At 50.5% G+C, this 16606-nt stretch carries 13 protein-coding genes; 8 read left to right on the top strand and 5 right to left on the bottom strand.

The features are described 5' to 3' along the window. Positions 1-47 precede the first annotated feature (47 nt). From L1F29_RS29235 to L1F29_RS29215, 5 genes are all read left to right on the top strand, one after another. The gene (locus L1F29_RS29235; RefSeq protein WP_258385527.1) at positions 48-980 is read left to right on the top strand and encodes a phytanoyl-CoA dioxygenase family protein; all 933 of its coding nucleotides are present in this window, start codon (positions 48-50) and stop codon (positions 978-980) included. A gap of 63 nt (positions 981-1043) precedes the next feature. Continuing rightward, positions 1044-2789 (top strand): extracellular solute-binding protein, encoded by a 1746-nt coding sequence (locus L1F29_RS29230; RefSeq protein ID WP_258385526.1) that lies wholly within the window; start codon positions 1044-1046, stop codon positions 2787-2789. A 224-nt stretch (positions 2790-3013) separates the two neighbouring features. Next, positions 3014-3913 (top strand): ABC transporter permease, encoded by a 900-nt coding sequence (locus tag L1F29_RS29225; protein WP_258385525.1) that lies wholly within the window; start codon positions 3014-3016, stop codon positions 3911-3913. Between the two features lie 18 nt (positions 3914-3931). Then, positions 3932-4813, top strand: coding sequence for a carbohydrate ABC transporter permease (locus L1F29_RS29220; RefSeq protein ID WP_258385524.1), 882 nt, complete (start codon positions 3932-3934; stop codon positions 4811-4813). A 42-nt stretch (positions 4814-4855) separates the two neighbouring features. Beyond that, entirely contained in the window at positions 4856-5992 is a 1137-nt protein-coding gene (locus L1F29_RS29215) for an enolase C-terminal domain-like protein (protein ID WP_258385523.1), read from the top strand. 179 nt (positions 5993-6171) lie between these two features. Here the strand turns inward: L1F29_RS29215 and L1F29_RS29210 are convergent, their stop codons facing one another. The 5 genes from L1F29_RS29210 to L1F29_RS29190 form a co-directional block, all read right to left on the bottom strand. Further along, positions 6172-7065, bottom strand: a complete 894-nt coding sequence (locus tag L1F29_RS29210; protein WP_258385522.1) for a carbohydrate ABC transporter permease — start codon at positions 7063-7065, stop codon at positions 6172-6174. Between the two features lie 16 nt (positions 7066-7081). Continuing rightward, a complete protein-coding gene (locus L1F29_RS29205; RefSeq protein WP_258385521.1) occupies positions 7082-7978 on the bottom strand; it encodes an ABC transporter permease in 897 nt (298 codons plus the stop codon). A gap of 100 nt (positions 7979-8078) precedes the next feature. Continuing rightward, entirely contained in the window at positions 8079-9800 is a 1722-nt protein-coding gene (locus L1F29_RS29200; RefSeq protein WP_258385520.1) for an extracellular solute-binding protein, read from the bottom strand. Between the two features lie 103 nt (positions 9801-9903). Further along, positions 9904-11511 (bottom strand): response regulator transcription factor, encoded by a 1608-nt coding sequence (locus tag L1F29_RS29195; protein WP_258389849.1) that lies wholly within the window; start codon positions 11509-11511, stop codon positions 9904-9906. Between the two features lie 31 nt (positions 11512-11542). Next, positions 11543-13336, bottom strand: a complete 1794-nt coding sequence (locus tag L1F29_RS29190) for a sensor histidine kinase (protein ID WP_258385519.1) — start codon at positions 13334-13336, stop codon at positions 11543-11545. A 547-nt stretch (positions 13337-13883) separates the two neighbouring features. Between L1F29_RS29190 and L1F29_RS29185 the strand changes: the two genes are divergently transcribed. The 3 genes from L1F29_RS29185 to L1F29_RS29175 all read left to right on the top strand — a co-directional run bounded on the left by L1F29_RS29185 (position 13884) and on the right by L1F29_RS29175 (position 16515). Continuing rightward, on the top strand, positions 13884-14645 hold the full coding sequence (locus L1F29_RS29185) for a DUF3891 family protein (RefSeq protein ID WP_258385518.1): 762 nt from the start codon (positions 13884-13886) through the stop codon (positions 14643-14645). Positions 14646-14678: 33 nt separating this feature from the next. Then, positions 14679-15194, top strand: a complete 516-nt coding sequence (gene def / locus L1F29_RS29180; RefSeq protein WP_258385517.1) for a peptide deformylase — start codon at positions 14679-14681, stop codon at positions 15192-15194. Between the two features lie 100 nt (positions 15195-15294). Beyond that, positions 15295-16515, top strand: coding sequence for a serine hydrolase domain-containing protein (locus tag L1F29_RS29175; RefSeq protein ID WP_258385516.1), 1221 nt, complete (start codon positions 15295-15297; stop codon positions 16513-16515). Positions 16516-16606: the final 91 nt, after the last annotated feature.

The following is a 16606-nucleotide window of genomic DNA, read 5'->3' as shown; positions in this document are numbered from 1 at the left end:
GAAACCGCAACATTGTGAAATAGGAAGGACGATGGGGCTGTTCTATAATGAAACCGTATACATTTTGCTTCCTGCGGAAGCTGATGGAGGGAGATACGGCAGGCATGGAGGAACTAGAATCGAACAAGCAGGAGGGGTCCGGCTCATCCGTCTTTGAGATGGATTTTTCCAGCTTCAAGCTTTCGGATGAGCAGAAGTTTCTGTTCGATCTGAAAGGCTACTTGGTCATTCCAGGCGTATTCAGCGAGGCGGAGACGGCGGCCATGCGGGAGCAGGTGTACAAGATTACGCATGAACCCGGCAATCTGGCGCCGCATGAGAAAACGGTACCCGGAGGCGCTTCGGAAGTCGTTCTACGCAATCCGGCCGTCAAAGGGGCGCTGAACACGTTGATCGGACCCGATGTCCGGCTGGACAATCAATTCGTCGTCTGGCGCGAGAAAGGCATGGGGGACTCGCAGGGACCGCATCAAGGGGGACCAGAGCGCAATCCGCATTTTCATTATCATGTATCGGACAGCCAGATCTACTCCGCGTTGACGCGCATGGTCGTCGAGCTGAACCCCGTCGGCAGGAGAGACGGCGGAACGGTGTTTCTACCGGGCAGTCATAAATCGAATTTCCGCATTCCGGCTTCCGTCCGAACGAAGAGAGATGACATGTACGAGCCGCTATTCGACGCCTATGAATGCCCGGCAGGCTCGCTGGTCTTCTTCAGCGAGAATACCTGCCACGCGGGCCCGGTCTGGAACAATCCCGACCATCCACGGGTGGCAATCTTATTCGCCTTCAACCACATCGGCTGCCGTTGGCACCGCCACCATAATGTGGCCCCCGAGGTGATCGAAGGGCTTGGTCCGGAAGCAAGGTGGTATTTCCGCGATATTTGGCCTTGGGACAACAATGACAAGTCCGGCAGGTTCGGCGGCCGGAACGTCGTGCAGGTGCATGCGGACGGTTCGCTGACGGCATCGCCTTAAACGTTCTGACGAAGGATCACGCGTTACTGACCTGCTTATACATCAATATAGGAGGGGTATAGGATGGCCTTCAAACAAAGATATTTGCTTGCGATCGTCTTGGTATTCTTGCTGATCGCTGCCACAGCGTGCAGCTCGGGAAACGGCAATAACGGGGGAAATAACGGCGCGAAGCCGGATAACGGAGCGCCCGTCAATTCCGGAGGGAACGCGTCCGAAGGAAATGCGGCGGGTGACGGCGGCAACGCGCCGGAGGCGGCGATTGAGCCGCTCGGGAAATACGATCCGCCTATCGAAGTATCCACGGTGCGGATCATCAATGATACGTACAAATTCGCCGAAGGCGACACAATCGACAACAACGTCTGGTACAAGGCCTACGAAGAAGAATTGGGCATCAAGATCAAGAATGATTGGGTTGTCAGCGGCGACGGCGTCGGCGGTCCGGGTGAGCAGAAGATGAACGTGTCCATCGCTTCCGGCGATCTGCCGGACATCATTCCGGTCAATGCGAACCAGCTGCAGCAGCTGATCGAAGCGGATCTGGTCATGGACATGACGGACGTATTCGAGAAGTACGCGTCTCCGTTGACCAAGGAAATCATGAACGCGGACGGCGGCTACGCGATGAAATCGGCAACCTCCGGCGGCAAGCTGATGGCGCTGCCGAATACGGGCTCCTCCATGGACGGGGCGGCGATGATCTGGCTCCGTTCCGATTGGCTGAAGAAGCTGAATCTGCCGGAACCGGTGACGATGGACGACGTGTATCGGATCATCGATGCTTTCACGAACCAAGATCCGGACGGCAACAACAAGAAAGATACGGTAGGGATCGCGCTTAACAAAGATATTATGGGCGGCTATGCGGGCTTGGACGGATTCTTCAACGCCTTCCATTCCTATCCGGGCATCTGGTTCAAGGACGCGAGCGGGAAGCTGGTTAACGGCAGCATACAGCCGGAAACGAAGGCGGCTTTGGCGAAACTCGCCGAAATGTACAAAAACGGCCAAATCGATAAAGAATTTGGCGTCAAGGACGCCGGCAAAGCGGGCGAGTCGCAGGGCGCCGGCAAGAACGGCTTCTCCTTCGGCCAGATGTGGAACCCGCTGTGGCCGATGGTATCGAGCAAGGATAACGATCCGAACGCCGAATGGCAATCGTATCCGCTCGTGTCCGTCGACGATCAACCGGCAAGGCCGCAAGTGTCCTTGGCCGTGGGCGGTTACTACGCGGTCAACAAGGATGCGAAGCATCCGGAAGCAGCCGTCAAATTGATGAATATGTTCATCGAGAAGAGCTACGGAGAAATGGCCGATCCGAATAAATACGGCAATGCCAACGGACTGGAAGTATTCAAGTATGCGGTTGAGATCGCCGCGCCCGCTACGAAGAACCTGGACGCCCATAAGGCTGTCACGGCAGCGATCACGAGCGGAGACGCCTCCAAGCTGAATCCCGAACAGAAGTTGTACTATGACAAGATCAGCAGCTGGTTGAAGAAAGAAGACGGCACGAACGAACGCTGGGCATACGACCGCGTATTCGGCGAGACGGGATCGTTCGTTGTCATCGACAAGTACGTGAGCGACAACCTGCTGATGAATAACGAGTTTTTCGGGGCGCCAACGCCCACTATGGTATCGAAAGGGTCCAGCTTGAAGAAGATGGAGCTGGAAGTATTCACGAAAATCATTATGGGTTCTTCCCCGATCGACGATTTCGACAAGTTCGTTAAAGATTGGAACAGCGTCGGCGGCGAGGCGATCACCAAGGAAGTCAACGAGTGGTATCAAGAGCAGCAATAATACAGCGGCCAAGAAAGCGGATAGCAGGCTAAAAGCAGACGGGGGAAAGTTCGAGGGCGACTTGTTTCACCTTATAGAATGTATATGTTTCACAACATACTCATTCCTATAAGGTCTATGGAAGAAACTAACTTCGCCGTCAGAGACGGCGATAGTCGTTTCTCCTTGTTTCCCCTTTTTGCATGCCGTGACACAGATCATTCGGCAGACGGGAGGATTGCAGCGTGGCAACAAAAAAATGGAGAAGGGAATTGCCATTGCACCTGATGGTGATTCCCGGCCTTATCCTGGTTCTTATTTATCATTACGGGCCGATGGCCGGGATTACGATCGCGTTTCAGAAGTTTATTCCAGCCAAGGGGTTCTTCGATTCCAAATGGATCGGACTCGAAAACTTCCGCTACGTGATGTCGCTGCCCGACACATGGCAGATTCTGTGGAATACCGTCTATATCGCCGTCATGAAAATTGTAGCGGGGCTGGTCGTCCCGATCACCGTCTCGCTTCTGATCAATGAAATGGGCAAGGCGCTCATCAAAAGGAGCGTCCAGACGCTCATCTATCTGCCTCACTTTCTATCCTGGGTCATTCTGGGCGGCATTCTGATCGATTTGCTGTCTCCGTCCCAAGGGATCGTGAACCAGTTTCTCGGGTACCTGGGCATCGAACCGATTTATTTTCTGGGCTTGGACGCCTGGTTTCCCTATACGCTCGTCATTTCGGACGTCTGGAAGGAATTCGGCTTCAGCACGATCGTCTATCTGGCAGCGCTGACGAGCATCAACCCTACGTTCTACGAGGCGGCGATCGTGGATGGCGCCAGCCGGTGGAAGCAGACCTTGTACATAACGCTGCCCGGGATGATGCCGATTATCATCCTGTTGACTACGCTCAGTCTCGGTAACGTGCTGAACGCCGGCTTCGATCAGGTGTTTAACCTGTATAGCCCGCAAGTCTACAAGAGCGGCGATATTATCGATACCTTCGTGTATCGGATCGGATTGGTCGATGCGCAGTACGGCGTGGCGACGGCGGTCGGTCTGTTCAAATCGGTCGTTTCCTTCTTCATGATCACCATCTCGTATTATCTCGCTTACCGGCTAGCGAATTACCGCATATTCTAGGGGAGGGGGCAATCGCCTATGCAGTACATGACGCCAGGCAGGCGGCTCTTCGTCATCGTCAACTATGCGTTTCTGATCTTGTTATCGCTGCTGTGCCTATTGCCGCTCATTCACGTACTGGCACTGTCCTTCAGCTCCAGTGCGGCTGCTACGGCGGGCTACGTGAAGTTCTGGCCGGTCGAGTTCACGACCAACTCGTACCAGTTCGTCTTGAAGAAGCCGGAGTTTCTCGCATCGGTCTGGGTGAGCGTTAAGCGCGTGGTGCTCGGCACGCTCGTAAACATGGTCTTGACGGTGCTGCTCGCTTATCCGCTGTCCAAGGAAGTGAAAGCATTCCGGATGCGCACCATCTACGTGTGGTTTTTCTTCCTCACCATGCTATTTGGCGGCGGACTGATTCCTTGGTATATGGTCATCAAGGAAACCGGTTTGTTGAATACGATCTGGGCGTTGATTATACCCGGCGCCGTTCCGGTGTTCAACGTCATTTTGTTGTTGAATTTTTTCCGGGGGCTGCCTAAGGAGCTCGAGGAAGCATCGTTCATCGACGGTGCCGGCCATTGGACGACGATGTGGAAGATCTTCGTGCCGCTCTCGCTGCCCGCCTTGGCGACCATTACTCTGTTTGCGATGGTCGGCCATTGGAATTCCTGGTTCGACGGCTTGATTCTGATGAATTCGCCGGATAACTACCCGCTGCAAAGCTACCTGCAGACTGTCGTGATCAGGCGTGACTTGTCGCTGGTGTCGCAATCGAGTCTCGCGGACTTGGCCAACGTATCCGACCGTACCAGTAAAGCCGCCCAAATATTTATGGGGGCGCTGCCAATCCTGCTGGTATATCCGTTCTTGCAGCGTTTCTTCATGAAGGGCATCGTACTTGGCAGCGTCAAGGAATAGGCGCTCTCTAGTTCCAAATTCGTACGAAGGAGTTGACTCCCGGTGAAAATAACACGCGTCAGCTGTAAACCCTTAATCCGCAAGGTTGAGAATCAATCGGCGCCGTCCTGGCTGTCCGAGACGGTCATTGCGAATCCGATGTCGATGTATCCGAAATATCATGCCCGCCGTTCATCGTGGATGGCGCCTTTTCCGAGCATGGCTGTACGGATCGATACGGACGAAGGCATTCAGGGGCTTGGCATCTCTTATGGCGGGGATTCGATCCGCTCGATCGTCGAGGAGCATTTCGCGAAGCTGCTGGTCGGCGAAGATCCGTTCGATATCGAACGGTTGTGGGATCAGATGAATAAATCTACCTTGCCTTACGGCCGCAAGGGGATGTCTTCGTTTGCGCTTAGTGCGACCGACAGCGCGCTGTGGGATATTATGGGCAAAGCGCTGAACCAGCCGGTATACCGCCTGCTTGGCGGCGCCACCAAGCCGGACATGCCCGTCTATCAGACGACCAACGATCGAACGGATTGGCAGGACGATTCGTTCTTCGGCGTGAAGCTGGCCATGCCTTACGGACCGTCCGACGGCCGGGAAGGGTTATTGAAGAACCGTGATCTGGTCAAGGAGTGCCGGGAGAAAATCGGCGAGAAACGGGAAATTATGCTGGATTGTTACATGGCATGGGACGTGGAATATACGTTCCGGATGCTTGATGCGCTCGAGCCCTACGGCGTTCGTTGGGTGGAGGAGGTGCTTGCGCCGGACAACATTCACGGGTATGAGAAGCTGGCCCGGTATTCGGGTCCGATCGCGATTGCGACGGGCGAGCACGAATACTTGCGATGGGCGCACCGCGATCTGCTGGCGACCGGCGCGATTTCGATTCTTCAGCCGGATGTCGACTGGGTCGGCGGCATTACGGAAACGAGGCGGATTAACGCCTTGGCCTCGGCCTGGGGCGTTACCGTTTGCCCGCACGCAGGCGGACTGCAGGCGCCGGCGCTCCATCTGATCAAGAGCCAGATCAACAGCCCGTTCGTCGAATGGGTCCGCACCTGGGACCGTGACAAGGGCAAACCGGAGCCCGCCGTCATCGGGATTCCCGATCCGGTGAACGGGAGAATCGCGCCGAGCGACGAGCCGGGCCTAGGCATCCGGCTGAACGAAGACATTTTGGCATAAGCCGCGTCGCAGACCTATGATTCATCATTCGATCGGAATAAGAAAAGAACAGCGGCCCTGTCAACTTGACGGAAGCGCAGCTGTTCTTTATTTGGATCTGCCAAGTGCGCGATGGTGTAAGTAAGATGCTATAAGCGCTGCATACTAGAAGGTTTTCCAGCAAGTTTAGTCATCGCACACTAGCCTTTCACGCTACCAAGCACGATACCGGATATGAAATAGCGCTGCAGAAGAGGATAAACGATTAGAATGGGCAGTGCCGCAATAAAAATTTGAGCGGCCTGGGTCGTTTTATTCGAAATTTGGCTCAGCATTTTAACCTGGTCCGATGATACGCTGTTAAGCAGAGTAGAATCGAACTTGACAATAACCGTCTGCAAATAGCTCTGCAGCGGATAATCCTGAGGCTTGTTCATCAGAATCAGACCGTCGAACCAGGAATTCCAGTGGCCTACTATGCTAAAGAGCGTCAGTGTCGCAATAGCCGGCACTGAAATTGGAACGAATAACTTCCACAGCGTCGTCCAGTGGCCCGCACCATCCATAATAGCAGCTTCTTCAAGTTCCTTCGGGAGCTCCCGAAAGAAATTAAGCAGAAGTATACAATTAAACACCGGTACTGCCCCCGGCAAAATTAACGCCCAAATGGAATCCAATATGCCCGTTTGCTTGATGGTCATGTACCACGGAATGAGACCGCCATTGAACAGAATCGTAATTAAGAAAAACCAGACAAACACGCCGCGCAGCCGAAATCTGGCAGCTTCTTTGGAGAGCGGATAAGCAATCAGAATCGTTAGGAGCATGTTGATTGGCACACCAATCAAGACTCGTTTGACCGAAATAAAAAACGACGTAAAAAACTCATGACGCCCTCCGACAAACTTATACGAGCTGATCGTAAAATCGATGGGCCACAATCCGACTTTCCCCGTTGCCGCGGCCGCGCTTGAACTGAGGGACACGGCCAATATATTAATGATCGGCAGCAAGCAAAGGAGAGCGACAACCAGCAAGAAAACGGAGTTAACCGCAAGGAATACTTTACGCCCTGTGGTTGGATAATGGTGCATGATTTAGGCCCCCTTATCAGAAAATGCGATAGTTGGCGAATCGGTATGCCAAACGATAGGACAACACGATCAGCGTGAAAGAGATGACGGATTTGATTAACCCGACCGCTGTTGCTAAGCCGTATTGGGCATCGATTAGACCAGTTCGGTAAACGAGAGTATCGATGATGTCACCCGTTTCATAAACGACAGGACTATACAGGTTAAACACTTGATCAAAGCCCGCGTTCAATACGTTACCAAGGCTTAGCACGGTAAGCAGCACCGCGACCGAACGGATACCGGGCAAGGTGATATGGAATGTCTGTCGCCACCTTCCGGCGCCATCCATGACCGCCGCTTCATAAAGCGTCGGATCGATGCCAGTCAAGGCGGCCAAATAAATAATGGTGCCAAAGCCGAATTCTTTCCACACATCCGAAATGATAAGCGTATACGGAAACCAGTGCGGATCGCCCAGAAAAAAGACAGGCTCCATTCCGAAAGTCTTAAGAAGGTTGTTTACGAACCCGTCATTCGGCGATAGGATATCAATCAAAATGCCGCTCAGAATGACCCACGACAAAAAATGCGGCAGGTAGACAAGCGTTTGGATGCCCCTCTTGAAGAGGGTATGGCGCACTTCATTCAACAGAAGCGCAAACACCATCGGCACGATCAGACCCGCTATTATTTTCATGACTGCGATGAAAACCGTATTCCAGAAAACTTGAAAAAAGTTTGGAATATCAAGCAGTTGACGGAAGTTGTCCAGTCCGATCCACTTGGAACCGAACATTCCTTTGGATGGAATAAACTTCTCGAATGCGATTACGATGCCTAGCATCGGCCCGTAGCTGTAAATCAGCACTAGGATCGTGCCAGGCAGCAGCATAATCAGCAGAGGAAGCTCGAGTCTCCATTGTCTAGACATACCAGCCCTCCATTGTGAAGCAAATTTCTCAGAAGAAATGAATGGGATGCGGCAGCCGCATAACGTCTGCCGCATCCCAATCCATTTCCTTATTTGCGATTTACTGATTTTTGGCGTACCAGTCATTTACTTCTTGTGTAATCTTGTCTCCGCCGAACTTTTTCCAATCGGACACGAACTTATCGAAGTCATCCGCTGACGAAACGCCCATAATGATTTTCGTGTACGTTTCCAGCTGCAGTTTATTGAGTGCAGACATTTTTTCAACCATAGTTGGGGTAGGAGCGGAATTAAACAACGTTTGCTTCACAAGGTCATTATCAATGATCTGCTGCACAAGATCGAGCGATCCGTCAGGCCCGAACGCTCCGAATTGCGCCCACTGTTTAACGTCGCCACCGTCGGTATATTGCCGCTGTAATGTGAGGTTATTTATTTCGTCAGGTGTCAAAGTGGATTCATCTTGACTTTCTAACGCTTTCTTTATTCGTTGTTGGATGGCTACGTTTTTAGTAGGCGGCTCAATCCAGAGCGACGGATAGTTCCATACCGCGATGCCGCTATATTTGCCTTGGAGCGAGACGACTTCGTTGTTGACGTAATATTTGGTCAGCAGATAATTGGCCATCTTTACAATGGCTTCCGGATGTTCCGCTCCTTTACGCACAACATAATAGCCGCTTGTCGTGAAATTGCCTGGCGACAATGCCTGCTGGCTGTCTGTCGAAACAAGCGCAATATGTTTCCAACGCATAGTCGGGTTCTTATTAAGCGCATCTTGCAGCGGGTAATACGGATTCCACCACGAGCCGTAAAAGAGACCGATCTGGTTCGATGCAATCGATTCGGCAACCTTGCCCGAGTCTTTGACGCCGAATTCGGTGTCGATCATTCCGGATTTATACATTTGCTGCAGCTTCAGCAGCACCGTCTTGATTTCGGGTTGAATACCGCCGAATGCCGCCTTGCCGGATTCATCTGTCACCCAAATCGTCGGATATTGATGAAAGGCGGAGAAAAAGCCCTCCAGGGAAGCGAGTCCTCCCCACAAATCTTTGGTTAATCCAAGACCAAATGTATCCTGCGCTCCATTGCCGTCGGGGTCGTTCTCCACGAAAGCTTTGGCAATCGCAAGGACATCATCCAGCGTCTGCGGATCCTGCAGATTCAGCTTCTCCAGCCAGTCCTCGCGAACCCATAGGTTGCTCGCGCCCATAGCCGGGGAGCCGGGGAGCGGAATGGCCATGAGCTTCCCGTCAAATGTTGCCGATTTGATGGCGTAAGGGTCTTCTGCAATCGTCTTCGTTAAAATATCGGATGAATATTTCGGCAATATATCGGTTAAATCTTCGATTAAGTCCGATTCAACCAAATTATTCAACTGCGCACCGTTTACCCTCATAAAATCGGGGATGTCTCCGGATGCGATGGTCACGTTTAATTTTTGATCGTACAGAGCACCCGGCACCGTCCACACGTTTTTGACCTTGATGCCGAGATTTTCCTGCTCTTCTTTTGTCCAGACGTTATCATCGATGTTCTCTCCATCGGCAAACACGGTACCTTCTGGAATTGAACGGCCGGTCGTAATTTCAATCGGCGGTTTATATTTACCCAAAGGGGCCGCCACGGTCGATGAATTGTCAGCATTGTCTGTGTTGGAAGTCGATGTTCCGGTATTACTAGTATGAGATGAATCAGCCGTCGTTTTCGAATTCGTGTCTGCATTCGAATCTGAACCGTTATTGCCGCTGCATGCTACCATCACAACAAGAAGCATGATCATCACTGCGAATGCGGTCTGTTTCAACACTGCTTTCATCTGTTTCCCTCCATACAAATCGTATATTGAGAACGTGTGCACACGTCTGGCTTCATTATAGGAGAGCGCTTTCAATTGAGTAACGACTGAATTCTTTACTTTCTTAATGTTTTTTTACTTGTTTATACTGCAGATCGCGGTACTCCTGCGGGCTGATTTGAAATGCTTTCTTGAAGAACTGAGTGAAATAGGCTGGCGACACGCAGCCGACTGCTCTTGCAATTTCATGGATTTTCATGGTGGAGCCGCCAAGCAATTCCTTAGCCTTCGCCAGTCTCGCCTCGTTGATGAAGGCAAGTAAGTTGGTTCCCGTAGTTTGCTTAAATAGGCGTGAAAGATAAGAGGGGTTGAAGTAGACCCGCTCAGCCAGCGTCACGAGGGATAAATCCTCACTGAGATGCTCTTGGATATATTGTTTGGTCTGATTGATTGCCGAGATGGCTCGGTTCTCTCCTTCATGCCGGCGCAAATCAAACAGAGCATCCGCAAGCAGCATATAGTATTCATAGGCTTGTCTCCACTCTAAGCGCGGATCAGCAGCCATGAGCTTATTCGGATTGAACGAAGACCCGATTTTGTCAAGCAAGTGTCTTCGGTTCACATACGACAAGAACATGAGATTGATAGCGCAGAAAAGCTCCATATCATAGGGAGTGCCAACTACTCGGTTCTGCTGCAGGTCCTCCGTCAGACACAGCAGATTCTTATGAAATTCCTCACGATGCCCGTTCTCGAGACTTGATTCCAACGTTGACAGCCATTTCTGCCTTGGCTGCGTCTGCTGACCATTTGCGTCTGCCAAAGCAGTGTTTTTTTTTTGTTTCGTCGGCATCAAATAAATATCTAAACTGGAGCCTGCATTTGCATAGAAGGCTGTGCGGATCTCGTCATACCTGCGAGGGATTTCCTCCCAATCGGCTGGTCCGGTATCGATCATAAAGGATATGGAAAGTCCAAGCGATTCGAAACAAAGTTTCTGATACGCTTCCAGCGCCCCTTTGATGTACTGCGCATTTTGTTCGTAACGATCCGGCGTGCATCCATCTGATGGAGCTTGAACGAACCAAACGATGATGGCGCGTTCGCAGACGGTGTGCATGCGAATCAGTTCCCCTGAGATGCACTGACCGGCCAGAAATTGCAAGGTAAAGCACATCCGCATCCGCATTAGTGCGGACTGAGATTTAGGAAGCTGATCAATGCGTCCCACAACAAGCTGAACCGGCCGGCTCGGGTCCATGTCAATCCCCAATTCATTGAATTTAGCGCGTCTCTCTGCCCTATCAATTGGCTCTCCACTCAGCATGTCCATCCAGAACTCCCGCTGCATGAGCGGAATCACATCTCGCATCCCTTCTTGTGATGCCAAAAGCAGATCGGCGATCGTGTTCTCCTGTTTGATTTTAGCCAATATCTTTTCGACGAGCTCCGTTATTTTCTCGAAACCCTCGGTTTTAAGAATATATCCGTCCACTTCATGCCGGATTGCTGAATACGCATAATCGAAATTGTTATAGCCGGTTAGGAAAATAACTTTGCACCTTGGCCAGCGCTGTTTCATTTTCTCCACCAGCTGTATCCCGTTCACACCGGGCATCTGGATATCGGACATGACAATATCGATTTGCGTTCGGTTCAGCCAATCCATCGCTTCTACCGCGGAGTATGCTTTATATAAATCTAGATCAAGATGAGATGCCTGTGACAGCATCATGTACAGACCATCGATAATGTCAGGCTCGTCATCCACGATCAGCATGCGGTACATCTTCATCCAACCCTTCTAATTTAATCATTGCTGTCACCTTCAGCCCGCCCAGCTCCCCGATTGACACAGCGATCCCGCTATCTTTCCCGAATTTCAGCCGGAGGCGGCGATGAACATTCAGAAGACCTGTAGTCTCCTGCTCTTCATCCCAATGGTCGGTAAGAAGGGAACGCAGGTGTACTGCGTGCTCTTGTGAAACTTCTTCCCCGTTATCCTCAATGGAAATATACAGCATCCAATTGACGGTGTGGAACGAGACCTGAAGAAGACCGTCCCTCATTTTGTTCTTCAACCCGTGTGAGAAGACATTCTCGATAAGAGGCTGTGCGATAAGCCTTGGAACACGTAACATATGATAATCGTCCGGCAGTTCTGCGAATTCAACTCGAATACGATTACGAAATCTGCGGGCCTGAATCAAACAATAGATTCGAGCATGTTCAATATCCTTAGCAAGCGGCACCTCTTCTTCCGCGCTTCGGGTTACGTACTCCAGATAGCTGCCGAGTTGTTTCGTAAAGACGCTCACATTCTCGTAGTCTTCGGCATTCACCATGTGGTGGAGTATAAAGAAGCTGTTATATAAAAAATGCGGGCTGATTTGCGATTGCAGATGCTTGAGCTCCGCCCGTTGTGCCAATATTTTTTGCCGATACACTTGATCGATGAGCGTGCTGAGGTTTTTTACCATCAAATTGAAGCGATGGTACAAATATTTGAACTCGTCGTTGCCGCGGTGCTCAATCTGGATATCGAATTCACCATATTCTACTTTCCGGAACGAGCGTACCAGCTCGATCAACGGGCGATGAATAATCCGATAAATCGAAATGCCTACAATTACAGTGAGGACGACGATAACGATAGTAAACAGCCAGAACCAATATACATAGTCCTTCAGTTTATGGAACACGCCTGACTCAGGCAAGTACTTTACAACAGTTAAGTTCAATACTCTCGATACGGAGTAAAACACCATGTAACGCTGTTCGTTGATGACCAGCGAGGTGCTGCCCACATCCTGCACGTTTGAAAGCTGCAGGACGCGTTCTGATAGGCTGGTGCTTAGCGAGTCGCGCTCAGAGCTTACATCCGCGATTACGCCTTGATTCCCAATCAGAAAACCGCCGCTTCCATTCTGATCGCTGACCATGACAGGTTTAAGCGTTTCCTGAAGGGTTTTCTTATCAATCTTAATATTAAGTATGTAAAGCGGGTTCCGGTTGCCGCTGCTCGGCGTTGGGAAACGGGAAGTCATGAGGTAGCTGTCACCATCACGGATAAAAGGGGAAGCGTTACTCTTACTGCTCTGCTTGATCGCAGCAAGATCTCGCTCATTTAGGGGGCTATATTTATCCACCGCGGATATCTTGATATTAGAAGGCAGGATGTAGGCGAGCACATCGACAATCATTGCGCTGCTGTTCTTCACTGCATTTAGATGCTGCTGGAGTCTCAGAATCGATTGGTTACGTTCATATTTGTTCATTGAACCCGGTATCGTAGCAAGCAAGTAGAGGTTTTCATCGTTTAATGTTTCATACTGGAGCATCTGAATCCGGCTAATTTCATTTTCCAGATTTTCACGATAGTGTATGACCTGTGATTGCATGGAGTCCGATATTTCCTCTCTAACCGTATCGACACCCCAGTTATACATGACGACGCCCACCAAATAAGCGAGGATAATCATCAGCGTCAGTACAAACAACAGCCGGAAAAATATCGAGTTGAGCCATTGGAATCCACTATTGGCGTTTTTTAACATTGGTATGTTCCATTTCCCTTGTCCGATTTTTACGGTTTAAGGTTTCATCTGTAAAATGCTGCGCTGGTGCTATTCTCTTTCATAGATAAAAGAAATCGTCCCGGGTCTCGTCGAATGAGTCAGATTTTAGTTGTTATGTTGTAAAGAAAGAAATCATGTAAGCGCACTCAAACATGGGTTCATCATAGTATGGTTATTTTCTTTGTGTCAACATAAAAAACGGAATCAAAGAACATCCCGTTTGAAGTGATTCTTCTACGGTCATTCGAGATCGAGCTGGATTTGGAGCGGATGTCGTCGGGCAAGTTTGATACCAACACCTCCTCGTGTTCAGTGAAAATAAAGCATTTGGCTGGCGGCTGTCGTTCACTCCGTATTTACAGCAGTGATGATCCCATTGTCGAAACCAGTTAAGGATCGTAGGCAGCGGTCGATGACCGGCGAAGACTTTCTCCGGATAGCTTCGACATCTCAGCTTCATATTCCTTGCGGAGCTCATGCCTTGCTGTGGTAAAATAAGGTGATTCAGGGAAGGGGATGATCCTCTATGATAATAAGAGAAACCGAGCATCATTTTGTCATGACCGCTCAAGATGAACATGCGCATTTCTCAGGCCTTATCGCGAACCATTTCGCAGACCATCTCTTCATTGATCCGTCCTACCGCAGCGATACGATCTTGGCGATTCATGAGCATGACCGCAGCTGGATTAGACTCGATGAGACTCCGATTTGGAATGACCGCATCGCTGTTCCATTCTCCTTCAGCGACTATCCGCTCCTCCCCAAATTGATCTTATATCGATATGGATTGGATGAAACCGAATCCATGAATGAGTATGCGGGGCTCCTGTGCAGCCTTCATTTTTCCTCCTTCCAGGATATTCGGCAATCTACTAGATCGGAATGTGTTGAATTCATCCGACATGAAGCGGCTCGGCAGCAGCGAATTAAAGATAAATGGAAGCCTTTAGACGACAGCATGGTAAGCAAGCATCTTAAGCTGCTGCAGTTATGCGACGGGATCTCGCTGTACGTTTGTTTGAATGAACCGGGAGCAGCGAAGGAAAACGAGCATCCGTGGTATAGAGAAGGCTTCGATATGCAGATCGATGATCGCAAGCTCACGGCGCAATGGATGAATGAGGAACGGATTATGATCGACCCTTTTCCATTCAAGGAGGCGTTCAAGGCTGCGATCCGCTCCAAGCATGTAGCCAAAGATTCGATCAAACAGAACGGAATTGATGCCGCCTACAAAAACACGCCATTTACGGAGCAAATCATTACTTTCGTAGGGCAATCATAGAGCAAGATGAATGACATATACAGGAGGCAATCTATGAGCGAGAAAACAATCCTACCGTTCGGGGATCCCATACTGAGGAAAGTTGCCAAGCCCGTCGAAGAAGTGAGTCCCAGAATCATTAAATTGCTGGATGACATGGTAGACACGATCTATGCAGCCGAAGGCCGGGCGGGCTTGGCGGCGCCCCAAATCGGCATTCTGCGGCGCGTCGTCGTCATGGATTGCGGAGACGGATTAATCGAGTTGATCAATCCGGAATTGCTGGAATCGTCAGGTGAGCAGCTCGGTTTCGAGGCGTGCCTGTCGTATCCCGGTTATAGCGGGCGGGTGAAGCGCGCCCAATATGTCAAGATCACAAGTCTGGACCGACAAGGGGAAACGTTCACCCTGGAGGCAGAAGGTTATCTGGCCCGCTGCATACAGCATGAGATGGATCACTTGAACGGCATTCTGTTCGTCGATCATATTCAAGACAATGGCCTATACAACGATCGAACCGGCGAGAAAGTCAGTCTCTACCCTGTCCTTAAGCTATCTCGGCCGGACTAACGAATAGGCGCAGGACATGTGATACGAGGCGTTCAGACGCTGGATACTTACCTGGATGGAAGAGAAATAGATGTTTGTGTCCGTAACAGGGGGATGTAAATTGATAAGTCAAATCGAAAGAGATCTTCCGGAGTATCATGGGCTGCTTTCCAGCTCCTTGCGTACCTTGTTCACTCGCATCGAGCAGTCCAAATTGAACGTGAATCGGTTTATGCTCCTGCAGAATGGTAAGGCCACGGCGGAGTTCTACCGTGTGCCATATCGGAAGGAGAGTCCGCAATTATTATTCTCGCTTAGCAAAAGCTTCACATCCATTGCGATTGGCATTGCGCGCGATGAACAATATCTGAATTTGAACGATAAGGTGTCCGCTTTCTTCCCTGAGCAATTGCCGGATTCGGTATCGGAGAATCTGTCTCGGATGACGATCCATCATCTGCTATCGATGAATGCCGGACACCATGACAATATTTATGGCGATGTAGCCCAAGAAGCGGATTGGGTGAAGGCCTATCTGGCCGCTGAAGTTGTCCGTCAGCCCGGCACCTACTATCGTTACAGCACGCATTCCACGTATATGCTGTCGGCCATTATTGAGAAGGCGACGGGGCAAAATCTGCTTGATTTTCTCCGTCCCCGCTTGTTTGAACCGCTTGGAGTAACGCAGCCATCATGGGAAACTTGTCCAATGGGCATCGCAGCCGGAGGCATGGGACTAAGCATACCTTTTGAAGGCGTGGCTAAATTTGGTCAGATGCTTCTGGATAAAGGCGTGTTTAACGGCCGGCGAATTGTTTCGGAAGAATATATACGGCTGGCAACCGCCAAGCAAAGCGATACAAGCCGCGACGAGAAGCGGGTCGATTTTGCCCAAGGCTACGGATACCAATTCTTTCTGTGCCGGGATGGCTGCTTCATGGGCAACGGCGGGTATGGGCAATTATGTTTCGTGGCACCTCATCGGAATATCGTTATTGCGGCAGCCTCAAGCTTCTCTAGTATGGTGCAGCTTCAGAGCTTGCTGGATCTGCTGTATGAGCATGTCATTCATCCGATAAGCGCCGATCGTCTTCCTGCTCGCAAGGATCATCCGAATGAATTGCACGAGTACACCTCAAGCATTGCATATCCATTCCCCGAGGCGGGCGGATTGCCGGATGATCGTCCTGTCCAGCTTGACGGCGGGCAGTATTCTATCGAAGATAATCTTCAGCATATCAAGCGGGTGGGCTTTCGTACGGAAGGGAAACGGTTTTTGAATTTCAAATTGCATTTGAGGATCAAGCCGACAAGACCTATCTATTCGAGTGGAACAAGCTGACGCATTCGAGCGATGTATTTATTAAGGATCTGGCGGAGCATCATCAGGAAGTCGTATCTCAAGCTTGCTGGCAGAACGAATCGTTATTAGA

The organism is Paenibacillus spongiae, from assembly GCF_024734895.1.
GTDB lineage: Bacteria > Bacillota > Bacilli > Paenibacillales > Paenibacillaceae > Paenibacillus_Z > Paenibacillus_Z spongiae.
Note: the sequence above shows the minus strand (reverse complement) of the source record. Positions and strands in the feature narration are given on the sequence as shown.

Bases quoted from the DNA above. Each gene is read 5' to 3' on its own strand.
- L1F29_RS29235 (WP_258385527.1), top strand. From the start codon at position 48: ATGAAACCGTATACATTTTGCTTCCTGCGGAAGCTGATGGAGGGAGAT.
- L1F29_RS29230 (WP_258385526.1), top strand. From the start codon at position 1,044: ATGGCCTTCAAACAAAGATATTTGCTTGCGATCGTCTTGGTATTCTTG.
- L1F29_RS29220 (WP_258385524.1), top strand. From the start codon at position 3,932: ATGCAGTACATGACGCCAGGCAGGCGGCTCTTCGTCATCGTCAACTAT.
- L1F29_RS29210 (WP_258385522.1), bottom strand. From the start codon at position 7,065: ATGCACCATTATCCAACCACAGGGCGTAAAGTATTCCTTGCGGTTAAC.
- L1F29_RS29205 (WP_258385521.1), bottom strand. From the start codon at position 7,978: ATGTCTAGACAATGGAGACTCGAGCTTCCTCTGCTGATTATGCTGCTG.
- L1F29_RS29200 (WP_258385520.1), bottom strand. From the start codon at position 9,800: ATGAAAGCAGTGTTGAAACAGACCGCATTCGCAGTGATGATCATGCTT.
- L1F29_RS29195 (WP_258389849.1), bottom strand. From the start codon at position 11,511: ATGCTGTCACAGGCATCTCATCTTGATCTAGATTTATATAAAGCATAC.
- L1F29_RS29190 (WP_258385519.1), bottom strand. From the start codon at position 13,336: ATGTTAAAAAACGCCAATAGTGGATTCCAATGGCTCAACTCGATATTT.
- L1F29_RS29185 (WP_258385518.1), top strand. From the start codon at position 13,884: ATGATAATAAGAGAAACCGAGCATCATTTTGTCATGACCGCTCAAGAT.
- def (WP_258385517.1), top strand. From the start codon at position 14,679: ATGAGCGAGAAAACAATCCTACCGTTCGGGGATCCCATACTGAGGAAA.